Below are 21,321 nucleotides of genomic sequence, written 5' to 3'. Positions count from 1 at the left end.
CGGTGCCTCAAGATCGCGGGAAGGTGGCCAGGGCCTGCAGGATGAGCTTCCGGTGTTTCTGGCCGTCGGCAAGCGTGCGCTGCAGCGGCGCCAGCAGAGCGGCGCCGGCGCGAGTCGTCAAAGCGCGAGGCGAATTCCTCAATCGCCCGACGCACCCGGTCCCAACAACGTTTCGCCACCAGACGGCTTAAGCCACAGCTCGTCGAGGCGGCCGCAGGTCCTTGTGGGTGGTACTCAACCCGTACGGACGGGCCGCCCGCCGAGGTAGCATTTAACGTTTGCGATAGGCGAGGTACGCTCTCTCGGCCGCGAGACTGATCGGGACAGGCTTAGACGATGCAGAGCCTCGATACCCTGAGCCCGCCGTTTGATCGCCTGACCCACGACGAGGCGGAGATACTCAAACAACGAATTGACATCGCCTATTTTCGCCCGGGTGCCGTGATCGTGCGTCAGGGGCAGGCATCTGATTTCCTGCATGTCATCATCAAGGGTGCTGTCGAAGCTCGCCACGGCGCAACCCTTCACGATGTCCTCGGCGCAGGCGACATTTTCGACGCGCGCGCCGTCGTGCATAACGAAGCGGGCGAAGATTTCGTCGCCGCGGAGGAGACGCTGTGTTTCCTACTTCCACGGAGCAACATTCTCGACCTCGTTCATCGCAACGACGGGTTTGCCGCCTTCTTCTACGCTGAGCTCTCGCGCAAACTCGACGCGCTACCGACACAGCGCGACCTGAGAGGCATAGACTCGGTACTCGGTACCCGCATCCGCGATGCACGCTACAGTGAGGCCGTATTCATCAGGGGCTGCGCCTCTTTGGAGGCCGCGGCACACGCCATGCTGGAAGCCGACACCGACGCCGTGTTCGTCGACGATGGCGAACGGACCGGAGTGGTTACCGGCCTGAAGCTCACCCGCGCCTGTATGATCCGGCGCCTACCCGCCGAGACTCCGGTAAGAGAGATTGCGCAGTTTGAAGTGGTATCAATCAACGCCGACCAGCTCCTCGTCGACGCCTTGCTGATCATGACGCGGTCCAATAAGCGGCGGATCGCGGTGACCGAGGATGGACGCTATGTTGGCCTATTGCGCGACCTCGACATTCTCGGGCTTTTCGCCGGCAACTCCCAGCTGATTCCCGGTCGGATCGCGCGAGCGACCTCGGTCGCCGACCTGTCCGGTGCAGCCCATGATATCCAGGAGCAGGTCGAACGCCTTTATCGCCAGGGCGTGCGCGTTGAGGCCATCAATAACATCACAGCCGATCTCAACAGCCGGCTGCATGGCAAGCTCTTTGAGATCGTCGCTCCGCCTGCGATCCGTGAAGCTGGTTGTCTTTTCCTGATGGGGTCCGAGGGGCGCGGTGAGCAAAGCGTGCGCACAGACCAAGACAATGGCCTACTTCTCGCGCGGCCAGTTCATGAGGCCGATCTCGCGACATTCCAGGCCGACTTCACTCTGGCTCTGGAGAGCTTCGGCTTCCCGCCCTGCCCCGGCAACATCATGGTGCGCAACCCGCTCTGGTCGCAGCCCATCGATAAGTTTCTGGCGCAACTGCGAACCTGGGTCCATGCGGCCGACAGCGAGGCCGCCATGAACCTGTCGATCTTCGCCGACGCCGTTGCAGTAGCGGGCGATGCCCACGTGCTGGCGGGCGCCAAGGCGAGCCTGATTGAAATGGTCCGAGGAGAGACGCGGCTTCTCGCCGAGGTCGCCAAGTTGATCGACCTATTCTCGACAGACGATCTGGGCGTGCTCGGCACCGTATTCGCCACGATTGGCTTCCGGCGGAAAGACATTGACCTGAAGCGCGACGGTACCTTCCCTATCATCCACGGTGTGCGCGTTTTGTCTCTTGAGCATGATACCTTGGCCGGGTCGACGAGACAGCGCGCTGAGGCACTCGTTGCACGCGGGGCGCTGGATGCCCACTTCGCCGGAGAGATCCTCAGCGCGCTGACCATCTTCATGAATCTCAGGCTCTCAGCGCAGATTGATGCGAGGCATCGCGGCCGGACCGACGCCACGTCCGCCGTCAATGTCGGCGCTATGCCGACCGTGGAGCGGGACATGCTACGCGACGCGCTCCGCATCGTGCGTCGCTTTCGCGAGTTGATCCACGTGCGCTACAGCCTCACGGGACCCTGACATGCTCCGAAGCGTGCGGCGCACGATCGACCGAGCACGGATCTCCGATCCTCGCTACGCCTTCCTGTTCGGCGACGCTCCCCCCGACGAGGTCGTAGCCGTCGATTGCGAAACGACAGGGCTCAACCTGCGCAAGGACGAGATCATCACGATTGCCGCGATCCGCATCCGTGGCGATCGAATCTTGACGAGCGAGCGTTTCGAAGCATTGGCGAAAACCAATCGAAAGTCCGCCCCGGAGGCGATCAAGGTTCATCGCATCCTTGACCACGACCTGCAGCACGGGCGCCCAATGCGCGAGATCATGCCAGAATTATTGCATTTCGTAGGCAGTCGCCCCATCGTCGGCTACTACACGGACTTCGATGTGGGGATGATCGACCGCTATCTCTTGCGCTTTCTGAGAATTCATCTCCCTAACAAGCGAATTGATGTTTCATCGATGTATTATAAATGCAAGTACAGAGATGCTCCTGACCATTTGTTGATTGACCTAAGTTTTGATTCAATATTAAAAGACCTGAGTATTCCTGCCATTCCTCAGCATGACGCGAGCAACGATGCGTTGATGACTGCAATGATCTATCTACAACTGCGTGACATGCTGAAGCGAGGCGTTCGGATCCCACGCATGCGCGCTGGCGCTATCGCCGATCTCCGGATTGGCGCCTAATCGCGAAAAGCCAGAGCTTGACGGCTGAAATACACCCTCAAATAATCGAGGAATTGCAAGCCAGTGGCTAAGGGGCCCGCCACCAAACTAAATGGGGCGATTTGGGAGTAGTAAAGCACCCACGAGATACTAATTTTCTAAAGCCGGTAAATCTGAGGACATATTGCTGGTAGAAGCCGTGACTATTCTGTTAAATCCCTGCGCGGAGGGCGAATGCGTGCCTCTGCATGGGCGCGGCGGTTGTGAGAAGCGCGAGGAGAGCCTCGACAAAGTGGGTCATCGGCCGAGGCTCCGCGTGAGCTCGGCGGTCAGGGCGTCGTAGCGGCCGTTGGCGCGCACGACGTAGATGCCGGTGAGGATGAAGGCGAAGACGATGACGCCGACGCCGAGGAACAGGCCGAGCGACGCGGTGCCGCCGCCGACCTTGGTGGCGAGCAGCGCCTTGTCGAAGGCGATGAGACCGATGAAGCCGAAATAGACCACCAGCATCAGCCCGGTCAGGATCCAGCCGAAGCGCGTGCGCTCGTGGACGAGGGCCTGGAATATGGGATTGCGAGTGAGGTCTTCTGGTGCTCGCGCGCCTTCCGAACTCGTGCGTGACCCTGAACCGAGCGTCCCGGGGGCACTGGCCCCATTGGCGATTTTTTCGTCCAGCAATCCACTCATGCGGCAATCCTCCACAAATGGGGATTTCGCTTTGCGCGCATGGCTTCAGTCTACTGGGTTTTCTCGGGGTCGGCCATACGGGCTGCGAAACACCCCAGAGCCCGTCCGCTCGGACCGCATCCACGACGAGTTCTTCGGACCTGCCGTCGCGTTGCTGGCTGCCTGAGGAAGGCTCGCAGCCGGAATTTCCTTTGCGCAGAGAACGGCCGCTTCAGGTCACCGCGAGATGGCTGCCAGAGCCGCAACAGACGTTCGCCTCTGCGCCTGCGAGCACTGGGCTGTTCAACGGTTCGGGGCAGACTGCAAGATGGCCGGTGGCCGCTTCACGTACATCACTGGCGACGCCAAGCGCTCCTATCGCTGCGAGCCCGCTCCCACCAATCCAAGTAACACTTCGCTCAACCAAGGGCTTGCGCCGACGCCGCGGCCGCTGCTGTTTGGTCCCGCTGTGTGGTGGTACAACTGATGCCGCATGGAGGGACGCACTATGGGCCAGGTTCTCCACGGCAGCGCCACAACGACTGAGGCAGTCCGTCGGACAATCCAAGCTCGTCAAGAGAGCGTGAGAGCGGCGGCCAAGCGCTACGGCATCAGCCCCACGACGGTGCAGAAGTGGCGCTCACGCCAGACCAGCACGGATGCGCGGATGGGACCGAAGGAGCCCCGCTCCAGCGTGCTGAGCGTTGAGGATGAGGCAGTCGTCGTCGCCTTCCGGCGGCATACCCTGCTGCAGCTGGACGACTGCCTCTACGCACTGCAGCCCGCGATCCCGCATCTAACTCGCTCGTCGCTGCATCGCTGCCTGCAGCGTCACGGCATCAGCCGCCTGGCGGACGTAGACGGCGACAAGCCCAAGCGGTCGCGCTTCAAGGCCTACCCGATCGGCTACTTCCACATCGACATCGCACGGGTCAGCACGGAACAGGGCAAGCTGCACCTGTTCGTGGCCATCGACCGGACAAGCAAGTTCGCTTTCGTCCAGCTGCACGAGAAGGCAACTCAGCGGATCGCGGCAGCCTTTCTGCACGATCTCGTTGCCGCCGTGCCGTACACGATCCACACGGTGCTGACTGATAACGGCATTCAGTTCACCGACAACCACCCGGTGGACGAGGAGGCCGAGGCGAAAGCGGCAGCCTATTGGGCCGAGCGTGACGAGCCGCGCATCTACCGCTGGCATTCGTTCGCGTGGGCCTGCGAGCAGACCAAGATCGAGCATCGCCTGACCAGGCCGCGCTGCCCGTGGACGAACGGTCAAGTTGAGCGGATGAACCGCACCATCAAGGACGCCACGGTCAAGCGCTACCATTACACCGGCCATGACGAGCTGCGGCAGCACCTGCAGCTGTTCGTCGACGCCTACAACTACGGCCGCCGGCTCAAGACGCTGCGCGGCCTCACGCCCTTCGAGTTCATCTGCCAGACTTGGACGAAAGAGCCTGAACGCTTCAGGCTCGATCCGTCACACCACATGCCGGGACCGAACGGCTAGCTCGGTTCCGGGCACGCCCTTCAGCCGATGACCCCATTGTCCTCGCCAGGCAGGCTGCGCGCCGAACTGTCGTCCAGGCGCGTGAGGTTCGGGTCAACGAGCGGGAGATGGCTCGTCTTGCTGCCGAGGCTCAGCGCGAGACTGAGGCGCTTGCTGCGCGGGAGTGCGAGGCGGCAGAAGCTGCCCGTCAGGCTGCCGAGAAGGTGGAGCGACAAGCCGCGCTGGTCGCTGAGCAGAAGGCGGCCCGTGATGCGCGCTTTGTTGCCCGCAAGGCCAGAGCGTGGCGGTGAGGTGACCACGGACTGCGAAGTTGTAAGGTCCAGGAGAATTGCAGATGTCACACAAGTTCAAGATCGGCCAGCAGGTGCGGCAGGCCCAGCGGCACGGATCAGCTGATCGCGGCAGTGCTGCTAGCAGCATCTACGAGATCGTTCGGCTCATGCCAGAGGAGCGCTCGGGCGAGCCAGCGTACCGAGTAAGATCGGCTTTGGGCGAGCGCGCTGTGCTGGAAGGCGAACTTACCCTCGTCTCCTAAACGGGGACATCCCAGCTAGGAATGTCACGGAGGATCCCCCGATGACGTCCGACAGGAGAGAACTGTACGCCAGCCCCAACGGGGATCGCTGGTTCCTGGCCCGGAGTGCCACGACAGTACGCCCCGTGGTCTTGCACGTGCCGAACCAGCCGTCCGGTGGTCTACCGACCGAGATTGAGCTTGGCTCCTTCCTCGTCGCAGGTGGTGGTCCAGAGCAGCAGGAGCTTCTCCGCCTGATCGAGACGCTTATCGAGAGCGCATCCTTCTCGGACGCGCCTGCGGAACCATCACTCTAGGCTCCGACATGATGCTTGCTGCGCAGCCGCAGCAGGTATCTTGAGGGCGCTCTGCCTGCCATGATCCCATTCAGCCGCCGGTGATGCGGTCCACGGGCCGGGAGACAGGGCATGTCGGAATGGCAGTCAATCGAGACGGCCCCGCGTGATGATACGTGGATCCTGCTCAGTGGCGGCACAGTGGATTGGGCCGAATACGCCTTCGGGATCGCCTGTCCACCCGTCGTTGTGGCCTGTCGCAGGAGCGAGGAATGGATCGTCTCTCTGGCAGACAGTGGGTATATGCTGACGCGGTACAAGGACCCGACCCATTGGATGCCGCTCCCGGCACCTCCCTTCTCAGATGATGCGCCGACGCAGATCAGTGAGGAGGCGCTCACCGTGCCGGAGAGATCGAGGCCCTACGCGAAGCCCCGTCACCTTCGTCGGGGGCAGTAGCGTTCAGGCGGCTGTGAAGTGGACTGTTTCCCGCTTCCAGGCTGCAACCATCTCATCGAGCGCAGTCTTACCGGCTAAGCGAGCCTCCTCGAAGGTGGCGTAGGCAATCAGCGACTGCTTTCTCCCCATCCCCCCACGCTGCCGGACGGTCCACGAGAAGGTGCTGCGGAGAGGCTTGTCCGCCGCGACGGTTATCGTGAACGGGTGCGCGAGAGGTTTTTGCATGCTGGCGCTATAACACAGATCCGACCGGCCTTCAGCGCGACGCAACGATATTGTGCGCAGCGCACAAGGCTGGACCACAGAGGAGTCGGACCGGCCACAGGAACCCGCTATGCGCGTACCGGATCGCGGCGAGGCGACGCCCGATGGTCGAGGCTGCCCTCCCCTGCTCCCCCTCCTGAACGAGGAAGGCCGCTGCGGCTTCGGGGCGTGCGGATAGCGGCCGAAAGCCGAACCCCTGGCATCACGCCTCGAACGTCGCGGCGTCTGACTCATAAGCTCGCACGGTCGCCTCAGCCTTGCTCACGCGCTGGTACGTCTGGACGTGGGCCACCGTTTCAGCAGGCAGCTCAGCGGCGCTCGCCTCGATCAGGGACAATGCTTCAGACATCGTTCTCAGGGGCGAACAGCTCGCCCTTCCCCGCCTAACGCGCGTTGTCTTCGTTGGCCTGCTGTTCCTGCAAAGCGCGGTGTTCGGCGAGTAGCCGCCGCATGGTTCTGTCGGCGTCTGAGCAGTCAGCCGGCTCCGGGCTGTCGGCCGTGCACGCCTCGATCGTCTCGTTGGTCTGTCGATCAACCGCTGCGCGATCCTCACGGCTGAGCTCACCGAGATCCCCGAGCCCGAGTTCCTGCGCGACGTGAGCGGCGATCTCCTCCCGCTTCGCTCGCAGAGCCACGATATGCGCCGCTGCCCGAGCTTCCGTTTCGCGACCAACCTGCCGCGCGAGCGTGCGCCGCCAGCCAACCGGCAGCAACTCACCGCGCAGCCGCATCCGATCCGTAACGCTGGCTAGCACAAGCTGCCAGTGCTCTGGGCTTAGGGCAGCGAGGCTCTTGCCCAGGCCGAGGTTGTGAGCGGCAAGCTCTGCAGCTTCTATCCACTCCAACGGAAGGTCAGGCGCCTCGCTGGGAACAGGAACGATAGGCGCACCAGGCATGCTGAACCCCTTCGGCCAAACTCAGACGAGACAAACGCTACAGGTCGTAGAATCGGATCGTCGGCATTGCCGAACGAGCCAAAAGCCGGTTACTCGGCTCTCCGCTCGAAAAAATAGCTCGGGCTTCATGTCTTCACGTGCCTTTCAACCTCCCCCTCTCGAAAATTCCGAGAAGAGCGCGCTGCGCCTCCAGCTTGCCGAGGCGCAGGAGCAGTGCATCGAGATGGCGGTCGATGCTGGGGATCTGCAGGCCGAGATCAAGGCGTTGCGGGCCCAGCTCGCTGATGTCGAGCAGGAAAGTGATGAGTAGCGCCGTGCTGCAGGGCGGGCGGCCGCGTGAGCGCGTTTACGGCCTCGATGATGAACTTCCTGATCCAGAACTTGCGCCGCCTGTAACTGGCAGCGAACGGGCTTTATCGAGGAGCGTGATGGCGGCGTCGATGCAGTCCTTTAACGTTTCCCGGGGACCGCACCGGACATGGATCTTCGCATCCCCGATCTTCATGTGAAATGACGAGCCCCGCCGCGGAGCGCCATCTGAATAATCTCGCCTGTAATCGTAATCTCGATCTTCATCGCGGCGATATCTGCCGTCATCTTTCTTGTTATAGCTCCGATCGTATGATCCGCCTCTGTCATCATCCCTGGATGAGCTTTCAGCGAGTGCGGAGAGTGGCGAGAGAAAAAGACAAGTTGCAGTAACAATGCCGAGTGCAAACGAACGCATGATGCTGCTTCCCTCTGATTGCAAACCTTCGGTCACGTTGGGGTGCCCAGCAGTAGCTTGTGCGGTTGGTCGCTTTGAGAGCCGCCCGAACCGCCTCGTTCCTCTCAGAGGACCAGCGCGAGCAACAGGTCGGCCGCGACAGCGCCCACGACCGCAAGGCCGAGCAGGACGACGCTGCTGAGCTGATCGACCGTATTCACATCCTGGCCCTGGCGGTGGATCGGCTCGTTGGCCGGCTGGTTGCTGGCTGCGGTGGTGTTCACGTCGGGATAAACGCGCGCGGTCATGTCGCCTCCATGTTGAGAAGGGGAAACGCTTCTCCGCGCCAAATGGTGTCAGGTTGATGCCAACCGGCCCCTTAGAGTGATGCAGTTCGCCGACCGGGCGTTATGGGGCGTCGCCTGCCACGCCTTGCGCTGGGAAGGCGGCCAGCTTGCGTCTGATCCAGTCCCGCGCCTCATCGAGATCCGCGAACTTGGGTGGGTCTGGATCGTTCACAGGGCCGAAACCGACTTCCAGAAACCACATGCCAGCCTCGGCCTCATGCTCGTCCGAGAGGTGCACGAGAACCGCGACGAGATAGCGGTCCGCGAAGACGAGCTGGCTCTCAGTGTCGTCGCTGCCCGTTGCAACCTGCACTGGCTGGAGCCGAAGGTTCATGCCGCGGCCCGCTTCTCCAGATGCAGGTACGTGGCATCAAACTCCCCAGCGCGAGTTAGTTCGTCCCAAGCCTCGATCACGAGCGTGTTGCTGCGCAGCGTGATCAGGCCCTGGCCGCGCATGTCCTTCAGCTCACGGTTGACGTGCACGTTCGACAGCCCCAGCGCGTCGCCGAGATCGATCTGCGTGATCGGCAAGGGACAGCGATAGCTCCCAGCCAGTCCCATGGCTTGAAGCTCGAGGTACATCTCGCAGAAGAGGTGCGCGATCCGCCCGGAGGCTGACTTCCGGCCTATGCCGACCATCCACTCGCGGAAGATCGCCGCATCGACCAGCGTGTCGCGCCAGAAAGCGGCGCCGACACCGGGGAAACGCGCGATCAGTTCGCACATGCTCTCGTGCGGGATGCGGCGTCTTACGCCCGGATCAAAGCGGTCGTGGACTAATTTAATCCCCTGGCGGAGGGCTTGGCTGCACGTCAGGCCCGGCTGCCGCCAACCCTGATCTTGCACGGCGCCTCGGATCCGATTGTTCCTCTCGCGCACCCAGGCCAACCGCAGTCGGCCAACGTGCAGAAGTGCTGGAACTGGTTCAACGCGTCCGATCAGCAGCGCGATACCGGCGAGCCCTCGCTGATCGCGGGCATCGCCTGTGAGGTCATCCGCGAGTTCTCAGCCGATCCGACGCGGGTCTATGCCGCGGCGCTTTCAGCTGGCGGCGCGGCAGCGGCGACCTTGACGGCGACCTACCCCGATCTGTTCGCGGCGGTCGGCGTGCACTCGGAGCTTCCGGCCGGCGCGGCCAAGGATATGCCTACCGCCTTTGCGGTCATGAACGGGTGAGGCACGGGCCAGCCGAGAGGCACGCGACGCACGGTCCCGACCATTCTCTTTCACGGCGACGCTGACCGCACGGTCAACCCGGTCAACGGTGACCAGGTCATCGCGCAAGCAGCCTCCGGCGGGACGGTGGATACAACGGTCACTCGGGACACGTCCGAGGGCGGGATGAACTACACCTGCATGGTTCAGCGCGAGGGCGGCGAGCCGGTGCTATTGGAGCAGTGGATCCTAGATGGTGCCGGGCATGCCTGGTCAGGGGGCAGTGCGAGCGGGACTTACACCGACCCGCGCGGCCTCGACGCGAGCCGGGAGATGATGCGCTTCTTCCTGGCTCACGCGAGCACGCCTGCCCGGGCACGGCATTAAAGTCCGCAGGGCGCACGTGAGATCAGCAGGAAAGCAGATCTCGCGTCCTGCTTGGAGCACATCACAGGCGTGCTGAGCGGACGTCGAAAAAGGTCAGCTTAGACTCGGCAGGCGAAATCGGCTCACAATCGTTAGCACTCGTCCGCGACGAGTGCTAAGTTTTCCGCAGGAGGGGAGTTTGCCCCTCTCTCGCGGCAGCGCTGACAAGCTGCTCGCCGTTCAGGCAGGAATTCGGAGGCCCCATGAAGTTCCGTCCGTTGCACGACCGCGTCGTCGTCCGCCGCATCGAGGGCGAAGAGAAGACCAAGGGCGGCATCATCATCCCGGATACCGCCAAGGAGAAGCCGCAGGAGGGCGAGATCATTGCTGTTGGCCCTGGCGCCCGCGACGAGCAGGGTCGCGTCAACGCGCTCGACGTGAAGGCCGGTGACCGCGTCCTTTTCGGCAAGTGGTCCGGCACCGAGGTCAAGATCGACGGCCAGGATCTCCTGATCATGAAGGAATCCGACATCATGGGTGTCGTCGCCTGAGGCGCGGACTTCCCACAGCTTCGCGAATTTCGCCCTTTGAAGCCGCCCATCCGGGGCGCCTTGGGGCTGAAACCCAACAAAGAGGATCTACCCTATGGCTGCCAAGGACGTACGTTTTTCGTCGGACGCTCGCGAGAAGATGCTGCATGGTGTCGAGCTTCTCGCCAATGCCGTGAAGGTGACGCTCGGCCCCAAGGGCCGCAACGTCGTGATCGAGAAGAGCTTCGGCGCCCCCCGGATCACCAAGGACGGCGTCACCGTCGCCAAGGAGATCGAGCTCGCCGACAAGTTCGAGAACATGGGCGCCCAGATGGTGCGCGAGGTGGCCTCGAAATCGAGTGATCTGGCCGGTGACGGCACAACTACAGCCACCGTTCTGGCTGCTTCGATCGTCCGCGAGGGCGCCAAGTACGTCGCCGCCGGCATGAACCCGATGGACCTGAAGCGCGGCATCGACCTCGCCACCCAGGCCGCCGTGAAGGACATCACGAGCCGCGCCAAGAAGGTCGCCTCGTCGGAAGAGATCGCCCAGGTCGGCACGATCTCGTCGAACGGTGACACCGAGATCGGAGAGATGATCGCCCACGCCATGCAGAAGGTGGGCAACGAAGGCGTCATCACGGCGGAAGAAGCCAAGACCGCGGTAACTGAGCTCGACGTCGTCGAGGGCATGCAGTTCGACCGCGGCTACCTCTCCCCGTACTTCATCACGAACGCGGAGAAGATGATCGCGGATCTGGACGACCCCTACATCCTGATCCACGAGAAGAAGCTCTCCTCACTCCAAGCACTCCTCCCCATCCTCGAAGCCGTGGTTCAGACGGGCAAGCCGCTCCTCATCATCGCCGAGGACATCGAGGGCGAGGCGCTCGCCACCCTCGTCGTGAACAAGCTGCGCGGCGGCCTCAAGGTCGCGGCCGTCAAGGCTCCGGGCTTCGGTGACCGCCGCAAGGCCATGCTCGAGGACATCGCGGTCCTGACCAAGGGACAGACCATCTCGGAAGACCTCGGCATCAAGCTCGAGAACGTGACCCTCCCGATGCTCGGCCGGGCCAAGCGCGTGCGCATCGAGAAAGAGAACACCACGATCATCGACGGCGCCGGCGAGAAGGCCGACATCGAGGCCCGCGTCGGGCAGATCAAGGCGCAGATCGAGGAGACCACCTCGGACTACGACCGCGAGAAGCTGCAGGAGCGTCTGGCCAAGCTTGCCGGTGGTGTTGCGATCATTCGCGTTGGCGGCTCGACCGAGGTCGAGGTCAAGGAGAAGAAGGACCGGGTGGAGGATGCCCTGCATGCCACCCGCGCGGCGGTGGAAGAGGGCATCGTGCCGGGCGGCGGCACCGCGCTGCTGCGCGCCAAGAAGGCGGTCGCCGCCCTCAAGAGCGACAACGCGGACGTCTCGGCCGGCATCAAGATCGTCCTGAAGGCGCTTGAGGCCCCGCTGCGCCAGATCGCCCAGAACGCGGGCGTCGAGGGCTCGATCGTCGTCGGCAAGATCACCGACAACACGGGCTCCGAGACCTACGGCTTCAACGCCCAGACCGAAGAGTACGTGGACATGCTGCAGGCGGGCATCGTCGACCCGGCCAAGGTCGTGCGCACGGCACTGCAGGGGGCGGCCTCGGTCGCCGGCCTCCTCGTCACCACCGAGGCGATGGTCGCGGACGCCCCGAAGAAGGAGAGCGCGGCGCCCGCGATGCCGGGCGGCGGCATGGGTGGCATGGACTTCTGAAACCGACCAGCATCAAAGCAACCAGACCGGCCGCCGCGAGGCGGCCTGTCTACTTCCGACATCGACCCAGGCCGGTTTCCTCCCAGTGGCCGTCCGCTCCATTGGAGTCGACAGGCGCAACGAGCCAGACCGACAAGCCGCGCTCGCCGATCTCCACAAGGCTGACGAAGCTGCAATCCCACCGAGCCGTTCTGATTCGGCCGGCACGGTGGGATCATTCCCATGAGCCGCCCAGATCCGCCAGGATGATCCGTCCGATCAACTTCGCCGCGCAGGCACTGCTCGGGCGTGCCCGCAGGCCGTAATTGGCCTCTGGCAGAACCCCTACAACCGCGTGAGGCCGCACTCGTCCTTGGGCTATCGACCCCCCTCCGGGTCATTCCTCCCGGATCTCGCCCTCTGCCCAGAGGCACGGATTCGACACAGAGGGCTTTCATGGAGTCCTCCAGCTTTCTCACAGGCTGGCAACCGGCCCGAAGGCAGCAGCTTGCCGCTGGAGCGAAGCCCCTGCGGGCGGAGATCTACGGAACCGATGCTGCGGCCCAAGGTTTCCTGAAATCTACTCCCGAACGTCGTGAAAGAGCGCAGATGGGCTCCCCTGCTACGACTCTCTTTGCCGCGGGGGCTGCGTTCGCTGGCGGTGTTATAGCGACCGTCGCCTTCGTCGCCGTGAACACCGGCGATGCTCCTAGCGCACCACCGGTGCAGCCAGTGTCGAGAGTTGCCTCGTCGTCACCTGCCGATCAGCCTTGGGCCGATCCGGTGAAGACAGAAGGCGCATCTTCGCCAAGCCGTCAGGAACCGCGTTCACCGCTCACCTTTCACGTGGACGGAGCGCAGAAACAGCGACCAGCTGACCATTCCACGAAGGCTGAAGCCGCAGCATCGAACGACGATCAGGCACGCCCGGATCGTCTCGACGGAGGAAAGGCGGACATAGCTCGGCAGGCGGTCAGATCTGGCCGAGATGGAGCAGTCGCGACTCGATCCGAGCCGGCGAAGACGGATGGAGCGCGGGCTCCCCAGATTCAGGCTGAGATTCTGAAGGCCGATCGGAAACGGGCAGACCCGGCGGAGCTGGGGCAGGTAAGAAAGACGGAGTTCAGGGGTGTGCCCGAACGATCGCGAACGAACGAGGCCCGAGACAGGGTCGCTCGATCGCAGGTGCCGGACACAGTTGAGCAGCGTTTCAGCCGAGCTGCGTCGAGCATACATGGTGTCGCCGCATCCGAGAGCAGACGCGAGAGCATGGCAGCTTCCAAGCAGGCCCGTCGCATCGTAAGCCCGCCGGTTTCTCTTCATGCAGAAGCACCGCTTGATGACGAGTCATTTAAGTCCAGTACTGGTTTGCGCCGCCGAGTCCCGGAACGAGTAGTGCGAGAGCCGAGCCGGCGGATCACATCGGCAGATGCCGGTGGAGTGATGCGATGGCTCATGGAGCCCTGAGGGCACGACTAGAGATTTAGACCGCCCGGGTGAGCTGGAGGCAGATCTGCGCTCGCCTGGTTGCTTGCTAATGTAAGTGAGGAGCGTGTTGAATGAAACTGCCCTTCCTTCTGCTTCCGGGCGCGCTCGTGACAGCTGCAACTTCGGCTCAGGCGGTTGGGCTCACGGAAATGAAGCGGCGCACCGCGTTCATCGCCGAGCGGTATCTTCAGATCTGGTCGTCGAGCAACGTCAGCCCTGTTGCTGGGGTGCCGTACATGTACGGCCCGACCGTCACCTTCTACGGGCAGCGCTGCAGCCAAGAGCAGCTCATGGCTGAGAAGCGCAGAGCGATTCAGCAATGGCCCTCGCGGCGGTACGTTCATCGGCCAGGCACGATGCAGATCACCTGCAACGTGCCTGCCCAGAAGTGTGCAGCTCGCTCCACCATCGACTTTGAAGTCAGCAACTCGCGTCACGGTACGGCGAAGCAAGGTTCTGCCAAGTTCGACCTTGGCATAAGCTTCGCCGATCGCCAGCCCCGCATCCTCTACGAGGGCGGTAGCTTGAACAACAGACGAGCTGATCGGGACTTCTGATTCGAATGTCTCGAACGTGACAGAGGCATATGTGAATGGAGGCCTCTTCCATCACGACCGGTCTTTGCACAAGCTTGCCGGCAAGATCAACCTTAAGCAAGCGCGGATCTGGTTGTCCAGCTTTGCCTCGTGAGAGCTTCATCCACCGCGATCTCGGCGCAATCCCTAAAGGCGACGGGTTGTAATTTCAGGAATAGGGCTCGCTATTCTAAGAAGTGAACCGGCACTCCTCTCCGAATCATGGCACCAAACTTAGACCATCCCAGTTCGTCAGGCGGGCGCATCCGTGCGAGGCGGCTTGGCTCACCCCTTCCGCCTCCGGAGTGCCATGTATGCCGCAACTGCGGCGGTTCAGGGCAACCTAGACGAGACCCACGGGGTTGTTTGGCCCTGCTCCAATCTTGAACTTTCCTCGTGACTGCACCCCTTCGAACTTAAACCCCAGGCTGTACGCATCGCCAGGATTGGTGACTGTCTGGGCGACCCGCAGCGTGCCGCTTGGCGTGGGAGATTTCGGGCCGCCGACCGAGGCTGGGAAGAACGCGGCCAGCCTTCCATTTCGATCAAGAGTCTGTAGTCAAATCCCTTCTGATAGACACCGATGGAGGAATAAGCGCCAGATTGATCGCCTAGTGTGCCGAGCTTGACTGCTGTTTGCGCTGTTGCAGGGCCGGAAATGAAGATGCCGATCACGATTTTAGAAAAAAGCCGCTGCAACATGGCGTCCTCGCGCATCTATTTCGGGACTGCCTGCTCCGCCTGTCCTACACTGTCTAGACCATCACGGTCGAACCGACCGACAGCGAACACATCTCATCGCGTGCTGGTTGCGGCCCTCTCTGGATGGATGCTTCGCGCCCATTCCCGCCATACAGCGGCCACAGCCAATGGCTGGGAAGCGGACATCGTCTCAAGTCATGACCCGGGTCGCTTGGCGTCCCGGGTCGGCTCTCGTTCAGCGCCATCGGACGCCGGACCGATCCATGGGGACCGGTGCGACGGGAGGCGAGTGCCTCAGTTCCAAATGTGGAGCACGGTGCTCCAACCGTCGCCCCGCCGCTCCAAGACGTTCACCCAATTGCCGCCGTAGCTCTGCGTCGCGCCACCATCACCGGGCCCACTCAGCGACCAGCGGCCCGTGAGGATGAGGATATCGCCCTTCTCGACGGCATCCTGCACCGTGATCTTGTGGTCCTTGAAGCCCTTGGCCTGCAGGTCGGCAAAGAAGGCCGCGATGCCCTCGGCCCCCCGGACCGGGGAGCCGCCCGCGGGGATTACCTGTCCGTCCTCGCTGTAGAGCTTGCCCAATCCGGTGGTGTCGCCCTTGTTGAAGGTCCGATCCCAAAGGTCGGCGATCGCCTGGCCTTGCGTGCTCATCGTCTCTCCTTCCTGTTCTCGCGCGAGCCCGCGCCCGCGCCGGTAGCGTCCCCATGGCGGCCGCGGTTCGGAGACTGTTCCTCACGCTCGGCCAATGATGCGGGACGTTCGTCCAAGCTAGTCCTCGGTGCGCCGTCGAGACGCTCCAGCCGGCACAGGGCTGCCTTGCAGCCGCTCCCGGCGGCCAAGTCGTCCATTGGCATGACGCGATGGATACGCTGGTCAGCGGCCGAGCGGGGACGGCGCCTACGCTCGACCGACCCAGGCCCGCCAAGTGAAGGCAGCGAAGAACTGCTCGACCTCGCGGAAGCCGCCACCCCGCAGGATGGCTTCATCCTAGTCCGGATCGAGCGTGGGAAGATTGGCTTCCATGGCCGCCCGAGCCCGTGTCGCCTGCTCGGGGTCGGCCCCGATGCGACCGCGAATGCCTCGTAGCGCGCGAGCCAGCGCGAACGGATCCTATCCCGTTGCGGGAAACTACCGTGCGCCGCCACGAATGGAGCGCCCGGCTTGAGGCGCCGATGGATTCCGCGGACCGTGTCCTCCCGTGCCGCCGCGTCGAGGAAGTGCAGCGTCAGCAGGCAGGTCGCCGCATCGTAGCCTTCGACGAGGGTCACCCGGTCCATGAGCGGATCAAGCGTTCGCTCGGCCTGACGGAGCATCTCCCTCGCCGGATCGACGCCGACGAACGAAATACATCGTCAGAGCCTTTGCTTAACGAGTAGTTAGCGGCGCAAATCGTGTTCGCACTGTGGTTGAATTTGCTGCCCATGTTGCAGACGTAGATGTTGGTTCAGGAGCGCACGCCTGTTGTCCCTACGGCCGGTCGGGCGGCTGCCGCCCTCACGCAGTTGGAGCGCTGCAAGAGAAACCCCGCAACCCAGAGGCTGCGCGGTTCTAACCGTCTCACCATACGATGGCCCCCGGCAACGCTGCCGGTACGGCGATCCTCTTGATGGCCGCGCTCACGACCACCGGAACGGTCGCCCTCGTCCGCAGGGGCGGACACGCCGCTCCAAGCTCGAGCCGCACGCTTCGTTCCTGTGGGCCCTGATCGACGCGAAGGACGACATCACCCTGGAGGAGATGCGCGCCCGGCTGCTGGCAGAGCGCGGCCTCACGGTCGGACTGGCCACGCTGTGGAGCTTCCTCGACGCGCGCGGCCTGACCTACGACACAGACAGCTGACGCCACGGAGCAGGACCGGCGGTACATGAAGGCGGCGCGCGAGGCCTGGTTCGAGGGGCAGCCCGCCTCGTGTTCCTCGATGAGACCTGGACGGCCGCGTTTCCACAGGCAAAGCTTGCGCATCTTCACAGTCTCGCCGCGTTCCGGGCGCCTCATCCCAATCGATGACAGCCCCGCGCCTTTCGCGGGCTGCCCCCGTTAAATGAAAGTGTCCATTGATAAATTCTCTGGCCGCAGCCTTTACCGTTCTGGCCGTGCTCGCGATCACGGCTCTTCTCAAGCTACCACTTCTCCCCTTCCGAGCCGTCCGCAACCTGATGCGGCGACGGTCAGCACCCGCCTGAGGGCGGACTAAGGGCCAGACGCATGAGCCCGGGATCACACCCGCCTTGGTGAGCCGACGCGAGATAGGCGCAGCTGGGCTCGCCGCAGCGAGCCTCCTGGCGACGCGGTCAGCTTGGGGGATCAACGCATCCCGCCAGACCGTGGCAGACCAGCCGGTGCGCATCGCCATGCTGCTCTATCCGGGCATGACGGCCCTCGATGTGATCGGGCCGCAGGCACTTTTGGCGGGCCTCGCTCCGGATAGCCTCTACCTTGTGGCGCAGACGCCGGGGCCCGTTCCGAGCGATACGGGCGTCAGCCTGCTTGCCACGACGAGCTTTGCCGACTGTCCCACCGACCTCGATGTGCTGTTCGTGCCCGGTGGCGACGGCTCCCCTACCCAGATGCGCGATGCTACGACACTGGCCTTCCTGCGAGATCGGGCGAGTCGAGCGCGCTGGATCACGAGCGTTTGCACCGGATCGTTGATCCTCGGTGCCGCCGGGCTGCTGGTGGGTTACCGCGCCACCTCGCACTGGTGCGTGCGTGACACCGTGCTCCCCCTCCTTGGGGCAACGCCGGTCGATCAGCGCGTCGTGTTCGACCGAAACCGCGCCACATCGGCCGGCATCTCAGCGGGCATCGATTTCGCCCTCGCCCTGTCGGCTCAACTGCGAGGCGAAAATTACGCGCAAACAGCACAGCTGGTTGCGGAATATGCGCCGCACCCACCGTTTGAGGCAGGCAGTCCAGCCTTAGCTGGTCCGGCAATCACGCGCGAAGCCATGGCAATCCTCCGCGGCCTCGTTACCGAAGCCCGAGCGGCAGCCGAGACCACTCGCCTGCGGAAGTGATCCGGATCACCTCTCAACTGAACTCAAGCCGGTCACAATGGCTTCGATGTAGAAGTTGGTGATCTGACCGACCTGAGCGGAAACGGCACCACCATCTTTTCCAGACGCAGGCACCGCAGCCTCCCGCGCAATTTCAGGCCGCCTTTCAGGCGTCATCTCCGCCGCGCGGGCTCCACCACCCTTACGCTCTCTGGTCCACGACGTGAAGGAACGCCAAGAGTGTGGCCTTTTCGTCGGACCCCAGCGCTTCTTTGTCGAGCAGCGGCTCTATGGCATCGATGAGCAGAACACAGAACCGAGTTAGATCATCGGCCCTCCGTTCCGACTCTTCTGCTCGATGAACTGCCAAATTTGCCCGCTGTTCCACCTCTTCAAGCCTGTCCCAAGCCAGTGAAGCGTTCTCCTGCTCTCGAGCCAATGCCGACCGAAGATTTTTTATTTCACCTTGAAGGCGGGCTCGCTCAACCTGCGTGTGCCAGATCAACTTCTGAGCGCGTTCGGAAATGAGGTCAGCTTCATCTTCGACGAAACGACATCTCTCGATGGCCTCCTCAATGAGCTGCAACGTAGCGGCAGGACCGACCAGCGGTTGAGCGGCTCCGCAAGGTTCTCCGGCACCAAACGGGGTTGCCGAGATCTCTTCAATTACCATCGGCGGGTTCGGTGTACGCGAACTCATTTGGCACGGGACTTTGCGCGTCAGGAGACAGGCGGCCTTTCGCTCTCGGAAGGGTCTCGACCGTTGGTCTCGGGTCGCCGCGACGCCCCGCGCGATTTGCGCCCAAACCCATTCAGGACGGCGTCGTGCATGCGCACGAGCCAAGTCTCCGCCTCGCTCGCTCGTGCTTCCGCTGAACGCGCCCGTTCTTCGGCTTTGTGCGCACGCCGCTCAGCTGCTGCAACCTTAGCATTGAGTTGGCGGATCTCCTCGTTCGCGTTTGTGGTCACCTGCTGCAACTGCGCTTCCAGATCAGCGGCACGCTCCTCGCTGATGCTGATAGCCTCCGTCGCTTCCTGGATCAGATCGAGCGCGGACGACCAATCCCGGGCGGGGACGGGATTCGTTTGAGGTTCGGGCACGCTGCGAGGTTGCGTTGCGGACGCTGAGTTTGCGGCAGCCTCCTGGGTCACGGATTTCAATCCCTCGCCCATGAGGCCTCGCATCAGCAGGGTTGAGGCAACAGATGAGTTCGAATCCTTAAGAGCCTGATCTGCCATCCACCCCTCCATACGCATCATCTTCGAAAACTTCTGACTTCAGGCGCTAGCTTGTTCGTTCGGACGCCATAAATGGGCGAACATTGCTTTCTGCTTCTAAATCACTGCTGGACTTGGTGGCAGTGAATTGCGGAGCCGGCAGCGGCTCAACCTCTTCGATGTCACGGACATTTCGAGCATTCCGTTTGAGCGCTTCGCATTGCTTCTGCAGCGCGATCCGACTTTCACGGGCGATGTCGAGTGCTCCCTGCGCCAATGCTCGCTCGGAGCGCTCAGACTGCAGATCCTCCATAAGACGGCGGTTGGCGGTCTCAAGCTCATGGACCTCCGCTTCGCGACGCCGGCTATGCTGGTCGATGCGCTCGGACAGCATGGCAGCGCGCGACGTTGCCTGTTCAATCGCGCCGTCCTTGGCCGCCAGCGCCTTGGTGAGCATGTCGCAACGATTATCCAACTCGGACCGGAGCCGCTGTGCTTCGAGAAGCCGCTCGGTCTGACGGGTGAGATCAGCTTGCATCGCGTCAACCCGACGATCCGAGGTTGACCGCTCGATGGCTGCTTCCTTGGCGATCCGCTCCGCAACTCGGAGCGCCTCATCCTTCTCCCGGAGCTGGCCACGGAGCTGCGCAAGAAGCTGCTCTGTCGTCGCGGCCCGGTTCGCGGCCGCCTCGAGCTTCATCGTCAGGCTAGCGCGCTCCGTGCGCGAGGCACCGATCTCCGCCTCGTGCTGCGCATCGTCCTTCTGGCGGGCCGCGAGCTCAGAAGCGAGGTCCACTTCCAGAGCAAGCAGCCGCTCCCGCTCACTGTCTGCCTCCCCTCTCAGCGCGCCGTACCGCGCCGCCGTGTCGGCTAGGCGCGCCTCCTGTTCCTCACACAGCAGCTGAAGGCGACGATTGTCCTGGTCGGCGATTGCAAGACGCTCGCGGGCCTCGGCGAGATCATGCTCAGACCGCGACAGCGCCTGATCAACGGCCTGGGCTTCGAGCCGAAGAGCCTTGTTCTCTCCGGAGAGCGCCTTTGTCTGTTCCGCCTCGGCAGCGAGCTGGCGCTCGAAATTCTCCGCGGCGAGACCCTTGTCACGGGCGATAACGCGCAGTTGCTCGAGTTCGATGTCGCGGCTGTGGATGCCGGACTCTAGGCGAGCGACCTCTGTGGTCATCGCTGCAAGATCGCTTGTCAAAGCGGAGGTTTTTACGGTCAGGTCGCTCGCCTCGCGCCGCGCGGAAAGCGCACTTTGCTGCTCTTTGGCGAACAGGGCCTCGACCTCGGCCAATCGCATGGTCGCGCGCGGCAGCTCGTCCGAGATAGCAACGAGTGGTTCCAGTACGGCAGAGAAATCATCCTGAAGCGTCTTCAGGTCTTCGAGACGTTCGATCATCTCCCCGATTCGCATACGGACCACTTCGCCGCGCTGCCCAATCGCATCGAGCGGATCACGCGGCGCCGGAGCATTCATTTGAGCAGGCCTTTTGTCTGCGCTGCTCATCGGTGCTGCCTTCTGCTGCAGCCCCAGCACATGCGGCTGTTGGGAATCTATCTCGTTCCGCCCGCTGGCTCGGCTGCCAGAAAACAAGCCAGTTCGGAACGGCGACCAAGGCATCCAGCGTCTCCAAGCCGCTTGTTTCCATCGGCTTATGGTTTTCAACCGACGGTTATCATACGAGAAATTGTCAGCGAGTCCGTCCGGCTCGCGCATATTCATGTGGTCAACCGCAGAAAAAACTCCTCTGAGGCCCGTGTCAGATCTCTCGAGGCAAGATTCTGCTGATCTCAATAAATATAATAACAATTCTGGATAATTTTACATAACGGTCAATATCGTGCGCCGTTATATCGAAAGTATGTTGATCGCAGACCATTGAATAACACAAAAATAACTCTTATCCTGTGCAGCTAAATGTGGATGCGGATTGGCTGATCACGAGGCGTAGCATCGTTTGCGAGCGTCCGCTATCAATCCGTTCAATCTCAATCGTGCCTATGACTGATGATTGCTGGGAGCGGTTGATCTGAGCGGGATTTTAGACCGAATGGATAGAGAGGCTGTAGCTTTGGCAATGCGACG

General features: G+C 62.7%; 21 protein-coding genes and 4 pseudogenes. 15 read left to right on the top strand and 10 right to left on the bottom strand.

Translation table 11 applies throughout. The annotated features are described in order from the left end of the window. The first annotated feature begins 336 nt into the window (after positions 1-336). A complete protein-coding gene (locus J2X36_RS21060) occupies positions 337-2,151 on the top strand; it encodes a DUF294 nucleotidyltransferase-like domain-containing protein (protein WP_310353422.1) in 1,815 nt (604 codons plus the stop codon). A gap of 1 nt (position 2,152) precedes the next feature. Next, positions 2,153-2,824, top strand: a complete 672-nt coding sequence (locus J2X36_RS21055) for a 3'-5' exonuclease (protein ID WP_310353419.1) — start codon at positions 2,153-2,155, stop codon at positions 2,822-2,824. 276 nt (positions 2,825-3,100) lie between these two features. Here J2X36_RS21055 and J2X36_RS21050 read toward each other — a convergent pair whose 3' ends face one another. Next, the gene (locus J2X36_RS21050; protein WP_310353417.1) at positions 3,101-3,490 is read right to left on the bottom strand and encodes a DUF485 domain-containing protein; all 390 of its coding nucleotides are present in this window, start codon (positions 3,488-3,490) and stop codon (positions 3,101-3,103) included. Positions 3,491-3,977: 487 nt separating this feature from the next. Here J2X36_RS21050 and J2X36_RS21045 point away from each other — a divergent pair, with 487 nt between their 5' ends. From J2X36_RS21045 to J2X36_RS26930, 4 genes are all read left to right on the top strand, one after another. Further along, positions 3,978-4,982, top strand: a complete 1,005-nt coding sequence (locus tag J2X36_RS21045) for an IS481 family transposase (RefSeq protein ID WP_310353414.1) — start codon at positions 3,978-3,980, stop codon at positions 4,980-4,982. 35 nt (positions 4,983-5,017) lie between these two features. Beyond that, positions 5,018-5,272, top strand: a complete 255-nt coding sequence (locus tag J2X36_RS21040) for a DUF6481 family protein (protein WP_310353481.1) — start codon at positions 5,018-5,020, stop codon at positions 5,270-5,272. A 44-nt stretch (positions 5,273-5,316) separates the two neighbouring features. Beyond that, complete coding sequence (locus tag J2X36_RS21035) at positions 5,317-5,517, top strand: hypothetical protein (protein ID WP_310353412.1); 201 nt, start codon at positions 5,317-5,319, stop codon at positions 5,515-5,517. A gap of 407 nt (positions 5,518-5,924) precedes the next feature. Beyond that, positions 5,925-6,251: a DUF551 domain-containing protein gene (locus J2X36_RS26930; protein WP_132250947.1), complete on the top strand. Its 327-nt coding sequence runs from the start codon at positions 5,925-5,927 to the stop codon at positions 6,249-6,251. Positions 6,252-6,898: 647 nt separating this feature from the next. On the opposite strand, the gene J2X36_RS21030 is transcribed toward J2X36_RS26930, so the two are convergent. Next, the gene (locus J2X36_RS21030) at positions 6,899-7,246 is read right to left on the bottom strand and encodes a hypothetical protein (protein ID WP_310353409.1); all 348 of its coding nucleotides are present in this window, start codon (positions 7,244-7,246) and stop codon (positions 6,899-6,901) included. A 163-nt stretch (positions 7,247-7,409) separates the two neighbouring features. Between J2X36_RS21030 and J2X36_RS21025 the strand changes: the two genes are divergently transcribed. Beyond that, the gene (locus J2X36_RS21025; RefSeq protein WP_310353404.1) at positions 7,410-7,721 is read left to right on the top strand and encodes a hypothetical protein; all 312 of its coding nucleotides are present in this window, start codon (positions 7,410-7,412) and stop codon (positions 7,719-7,721) included. Positions 7,722-8,242: 521 nt separating this feature from the next. Here J2X36_RS21025 and J2X36_RS21020 read toward each other — a convergent pair. The 3 genes from J2X36_RS21020 to J2X36_RS21010 form a co-directional block, all read right to left on the bottom strand. Further along, the gene (locus J2X36_RS21020; RefSeq protein ID WP_310353401.1) at positions 8,243-8,425 is read right to left on the bottom strand and encodes a hypothetical protein; all 183 of its coding nucleotides are present in this window, start codon (positions 8,423-8,425) and stop codon (positions 8,243-8,245) included. 100 nt (positions 8,426-8,525) lie between these two features. Then, positions 8,526-8,798 carry a hypothetical protein gene (locus tag J2X36_RS21015; RefSeq protein WP_310353399.1) on the bottom strand — a complete coding sequence of 91 codons (273 nt, stop codon included), beginning with the start codon at positions 8,796-8,798 and terminating at the stop codon, positions 8,526-8,528. After that, the gene (locus J2X36_RS21010; protein WP_310353397.1) at positions 8,795-9,190 is read right to left on the bottom strand and encodes a Crp/Fnr family transcriptional regulator; all 396 of its coding nucleotides are present in this window, start codon (positions 9,188-9,190) and stop codon (positions 8,795-8,797) included. Before J2X36_RS21010 ends, J2X36_RS21015 begins: the two co-directional genes overlap by 4 nt. A gap of 144 nt (positions 9,191-9,334) precedes the next feature. On the opposite strand from J2X36_RS21010, the pseudogene J2X36_RS21005 reads away from it, so the two are divergent. The 5 genes and pseudogenes from J2X36_RS21005 to J2X36_RS20985 all read left to right on the top strand — a co-directional run. Beyond that, positions 9,335-10,006: pseudogene (locus J2X36_RS21005) on the top strand (alpha/beta hydrolase family esterase); the annotation flags it as partial. A gap of 242 nt (positions 10,007-10,248) precedes the next feature. Further along, positions 10,249-10,536: a co-chaperone GroES gene (gene groES / locus J2X36_RS21000; protein WP_132250957.1), complete on the top strand. Its 288-nt coding sequence runs from the start codon at positions 10,249-10,251 to the stop codon at positions 10,534-10,536. A gap of 94 nt (positions 10,537-10,630) precedes the next feature. Further along, positions 10,631-12,271, top strand: a complete 1,641-nt coding sequence (gene groL, locus J2X36_RS20995; RefSeq protein WP_310353394.1) for a chaperonin GroEL — start codon at positions 10,631-10,633, stop codon at positions 12,269-12,271. 295 nt (positions 12,272-12,566) lie between these two features. Further along, positions 12,567-12,668, top strand: a pseudogene (locus J2X36_RS20990) (integrase core domain-containing protein); the annotation flags it as partial. Between the two features lie 1,141 nt (positions 12,669-13,809). Further along, on the top strand, positions 13,810-14,295 hold the full coding sequence (locus tag J2X36_RS20985) for a hypothetical protein (protein ID WP_310353392.1): 486 nt from the start codon (positions 13,810-13,812) through the stop codon (positions 14,293-14,295). A 238-nt stretch (positions 14,296-14,533) separates the two neighbouring features. On the opposite strand, the pseudogene J2X36_RS26925 reads toward J2X36_RS20985, so the two are convergent. Then, a pseudogene (locus J2X36_RS26925) lies at positions 14,534-14,851 on the bottom strand (L,D-transpeptidase); the annotation flags it as partial. A 458-nt stretch (positions 14,852-15,309) separates the two neighbouring features. Further along, entirely contained in the window at positions 15,310-15,672 is a 363-nt protein-coding gene (locus J2X36_RS20980; protein ID WP_310353390.1) for a DUF4440 domain-containing protein, read from the bottom strand. 482 nt (positions 15,673-16,154) lie between these two features. Here J2X36_RS20980 and J2X36_RS20975 point away from each other — a divergent pair, with 482 nt between their 5' ends. The 3 genes and pseudogenes from J2X36_RS20975 (at position 16,155) to J2X36_RS20965 (ending at position 18,038) form a co-directional block, all read left to right on the top strand. Beyond that, the gene (locus J2X36_RS20975; protein WP_310353387.1) at positions 16,155-16,397 is read left to right on the top strand and encodes a hypothetical protein; all 243 of its coding nucleotides are present in this window, start codon (positions 16,155-16,157) and stop codon (positions 16,395-16,397) included. Positions 16,398-16,597: 200 nt separating this feature from the next. Then, positions 16,598-16,956 (top strand): annotated as a pseudogene (locus J2X36_RS20970) (IS630 family transposase); the annotation flags it as partial. 416 nt (positions 16,957-17,372) lie between these two features. Next, positions 17,373-18,038, top strand: coding sequence for a DJ-1/PfpI family protein (locus tag J2X36_RS20965; protein WP_310353479.1), 666 nt, complete (start codon positions 17,373-17,375; stop codon positions 18,036-18,038). Positions 18,039-18,219: 181 nt separating this feature from the next. On the opposite strand, the gene J2X36_RS20960 is transcribed toward J2X36_RS20965, so the two are convergent. Genes J2X36_RS20960 through J2X36_RS20950 form a run of 3 tightly spaced genes read right to left on the bottom strand, consistent with a single transcriptional unit; the run spans position 18,220 to position 20,742 of the window. Continuing rightward, positions 18,220-18,690 (bottom strand): hypothetical protein, encoded by a 471-nt coding sequence (locus J2X36_RS20960; protein WP_310353385.1) that lies wholly within the window; start codon positions 18,688-18,690, stop codon positions 18,220-18,222. Between the two features lie 47 nt (positions 18,691-18,737). After that, complete coding sequence (locus tag J2X36_RS20955; RefSeq protein ID WP_310353382.1) at positions 18,738-19,277, bottom strand: hypothetical protein; 540 nt, start codon at positions 19,275-19,277, stop codon at positions 18,738-18,740. 25 nt (positions 19,278-19,302) lie between these two features. Next, a complete protein-coding gene (locus J2X36_RS20950; protein ID WP_310353381.1) occupies positions 19,303-20,742 on the bottom strand; it encodes a chromosome partitioning protein ParA in 1,440 nt (479 codons plus the stop codon). Positions 20,743-21,321: the final 579 nt, after the last annotated feature.

The sequence above is a fragment of the Methylobacterium sp. BE186 genome, assembly GCF_031457035.1.
Classification (GTDB): Bacteria; Pseudomonadota; Alphaproteobacteria; order Rhizobiales; family Beijerinckiaceae; genus Methylobacterium; species Methylobacterium segetis.
The sequence above is the reverse complement of the archived record's forward strand: the minus strand, read 5'-3'. Positions and strand labels throughout refer to the sequence as shown.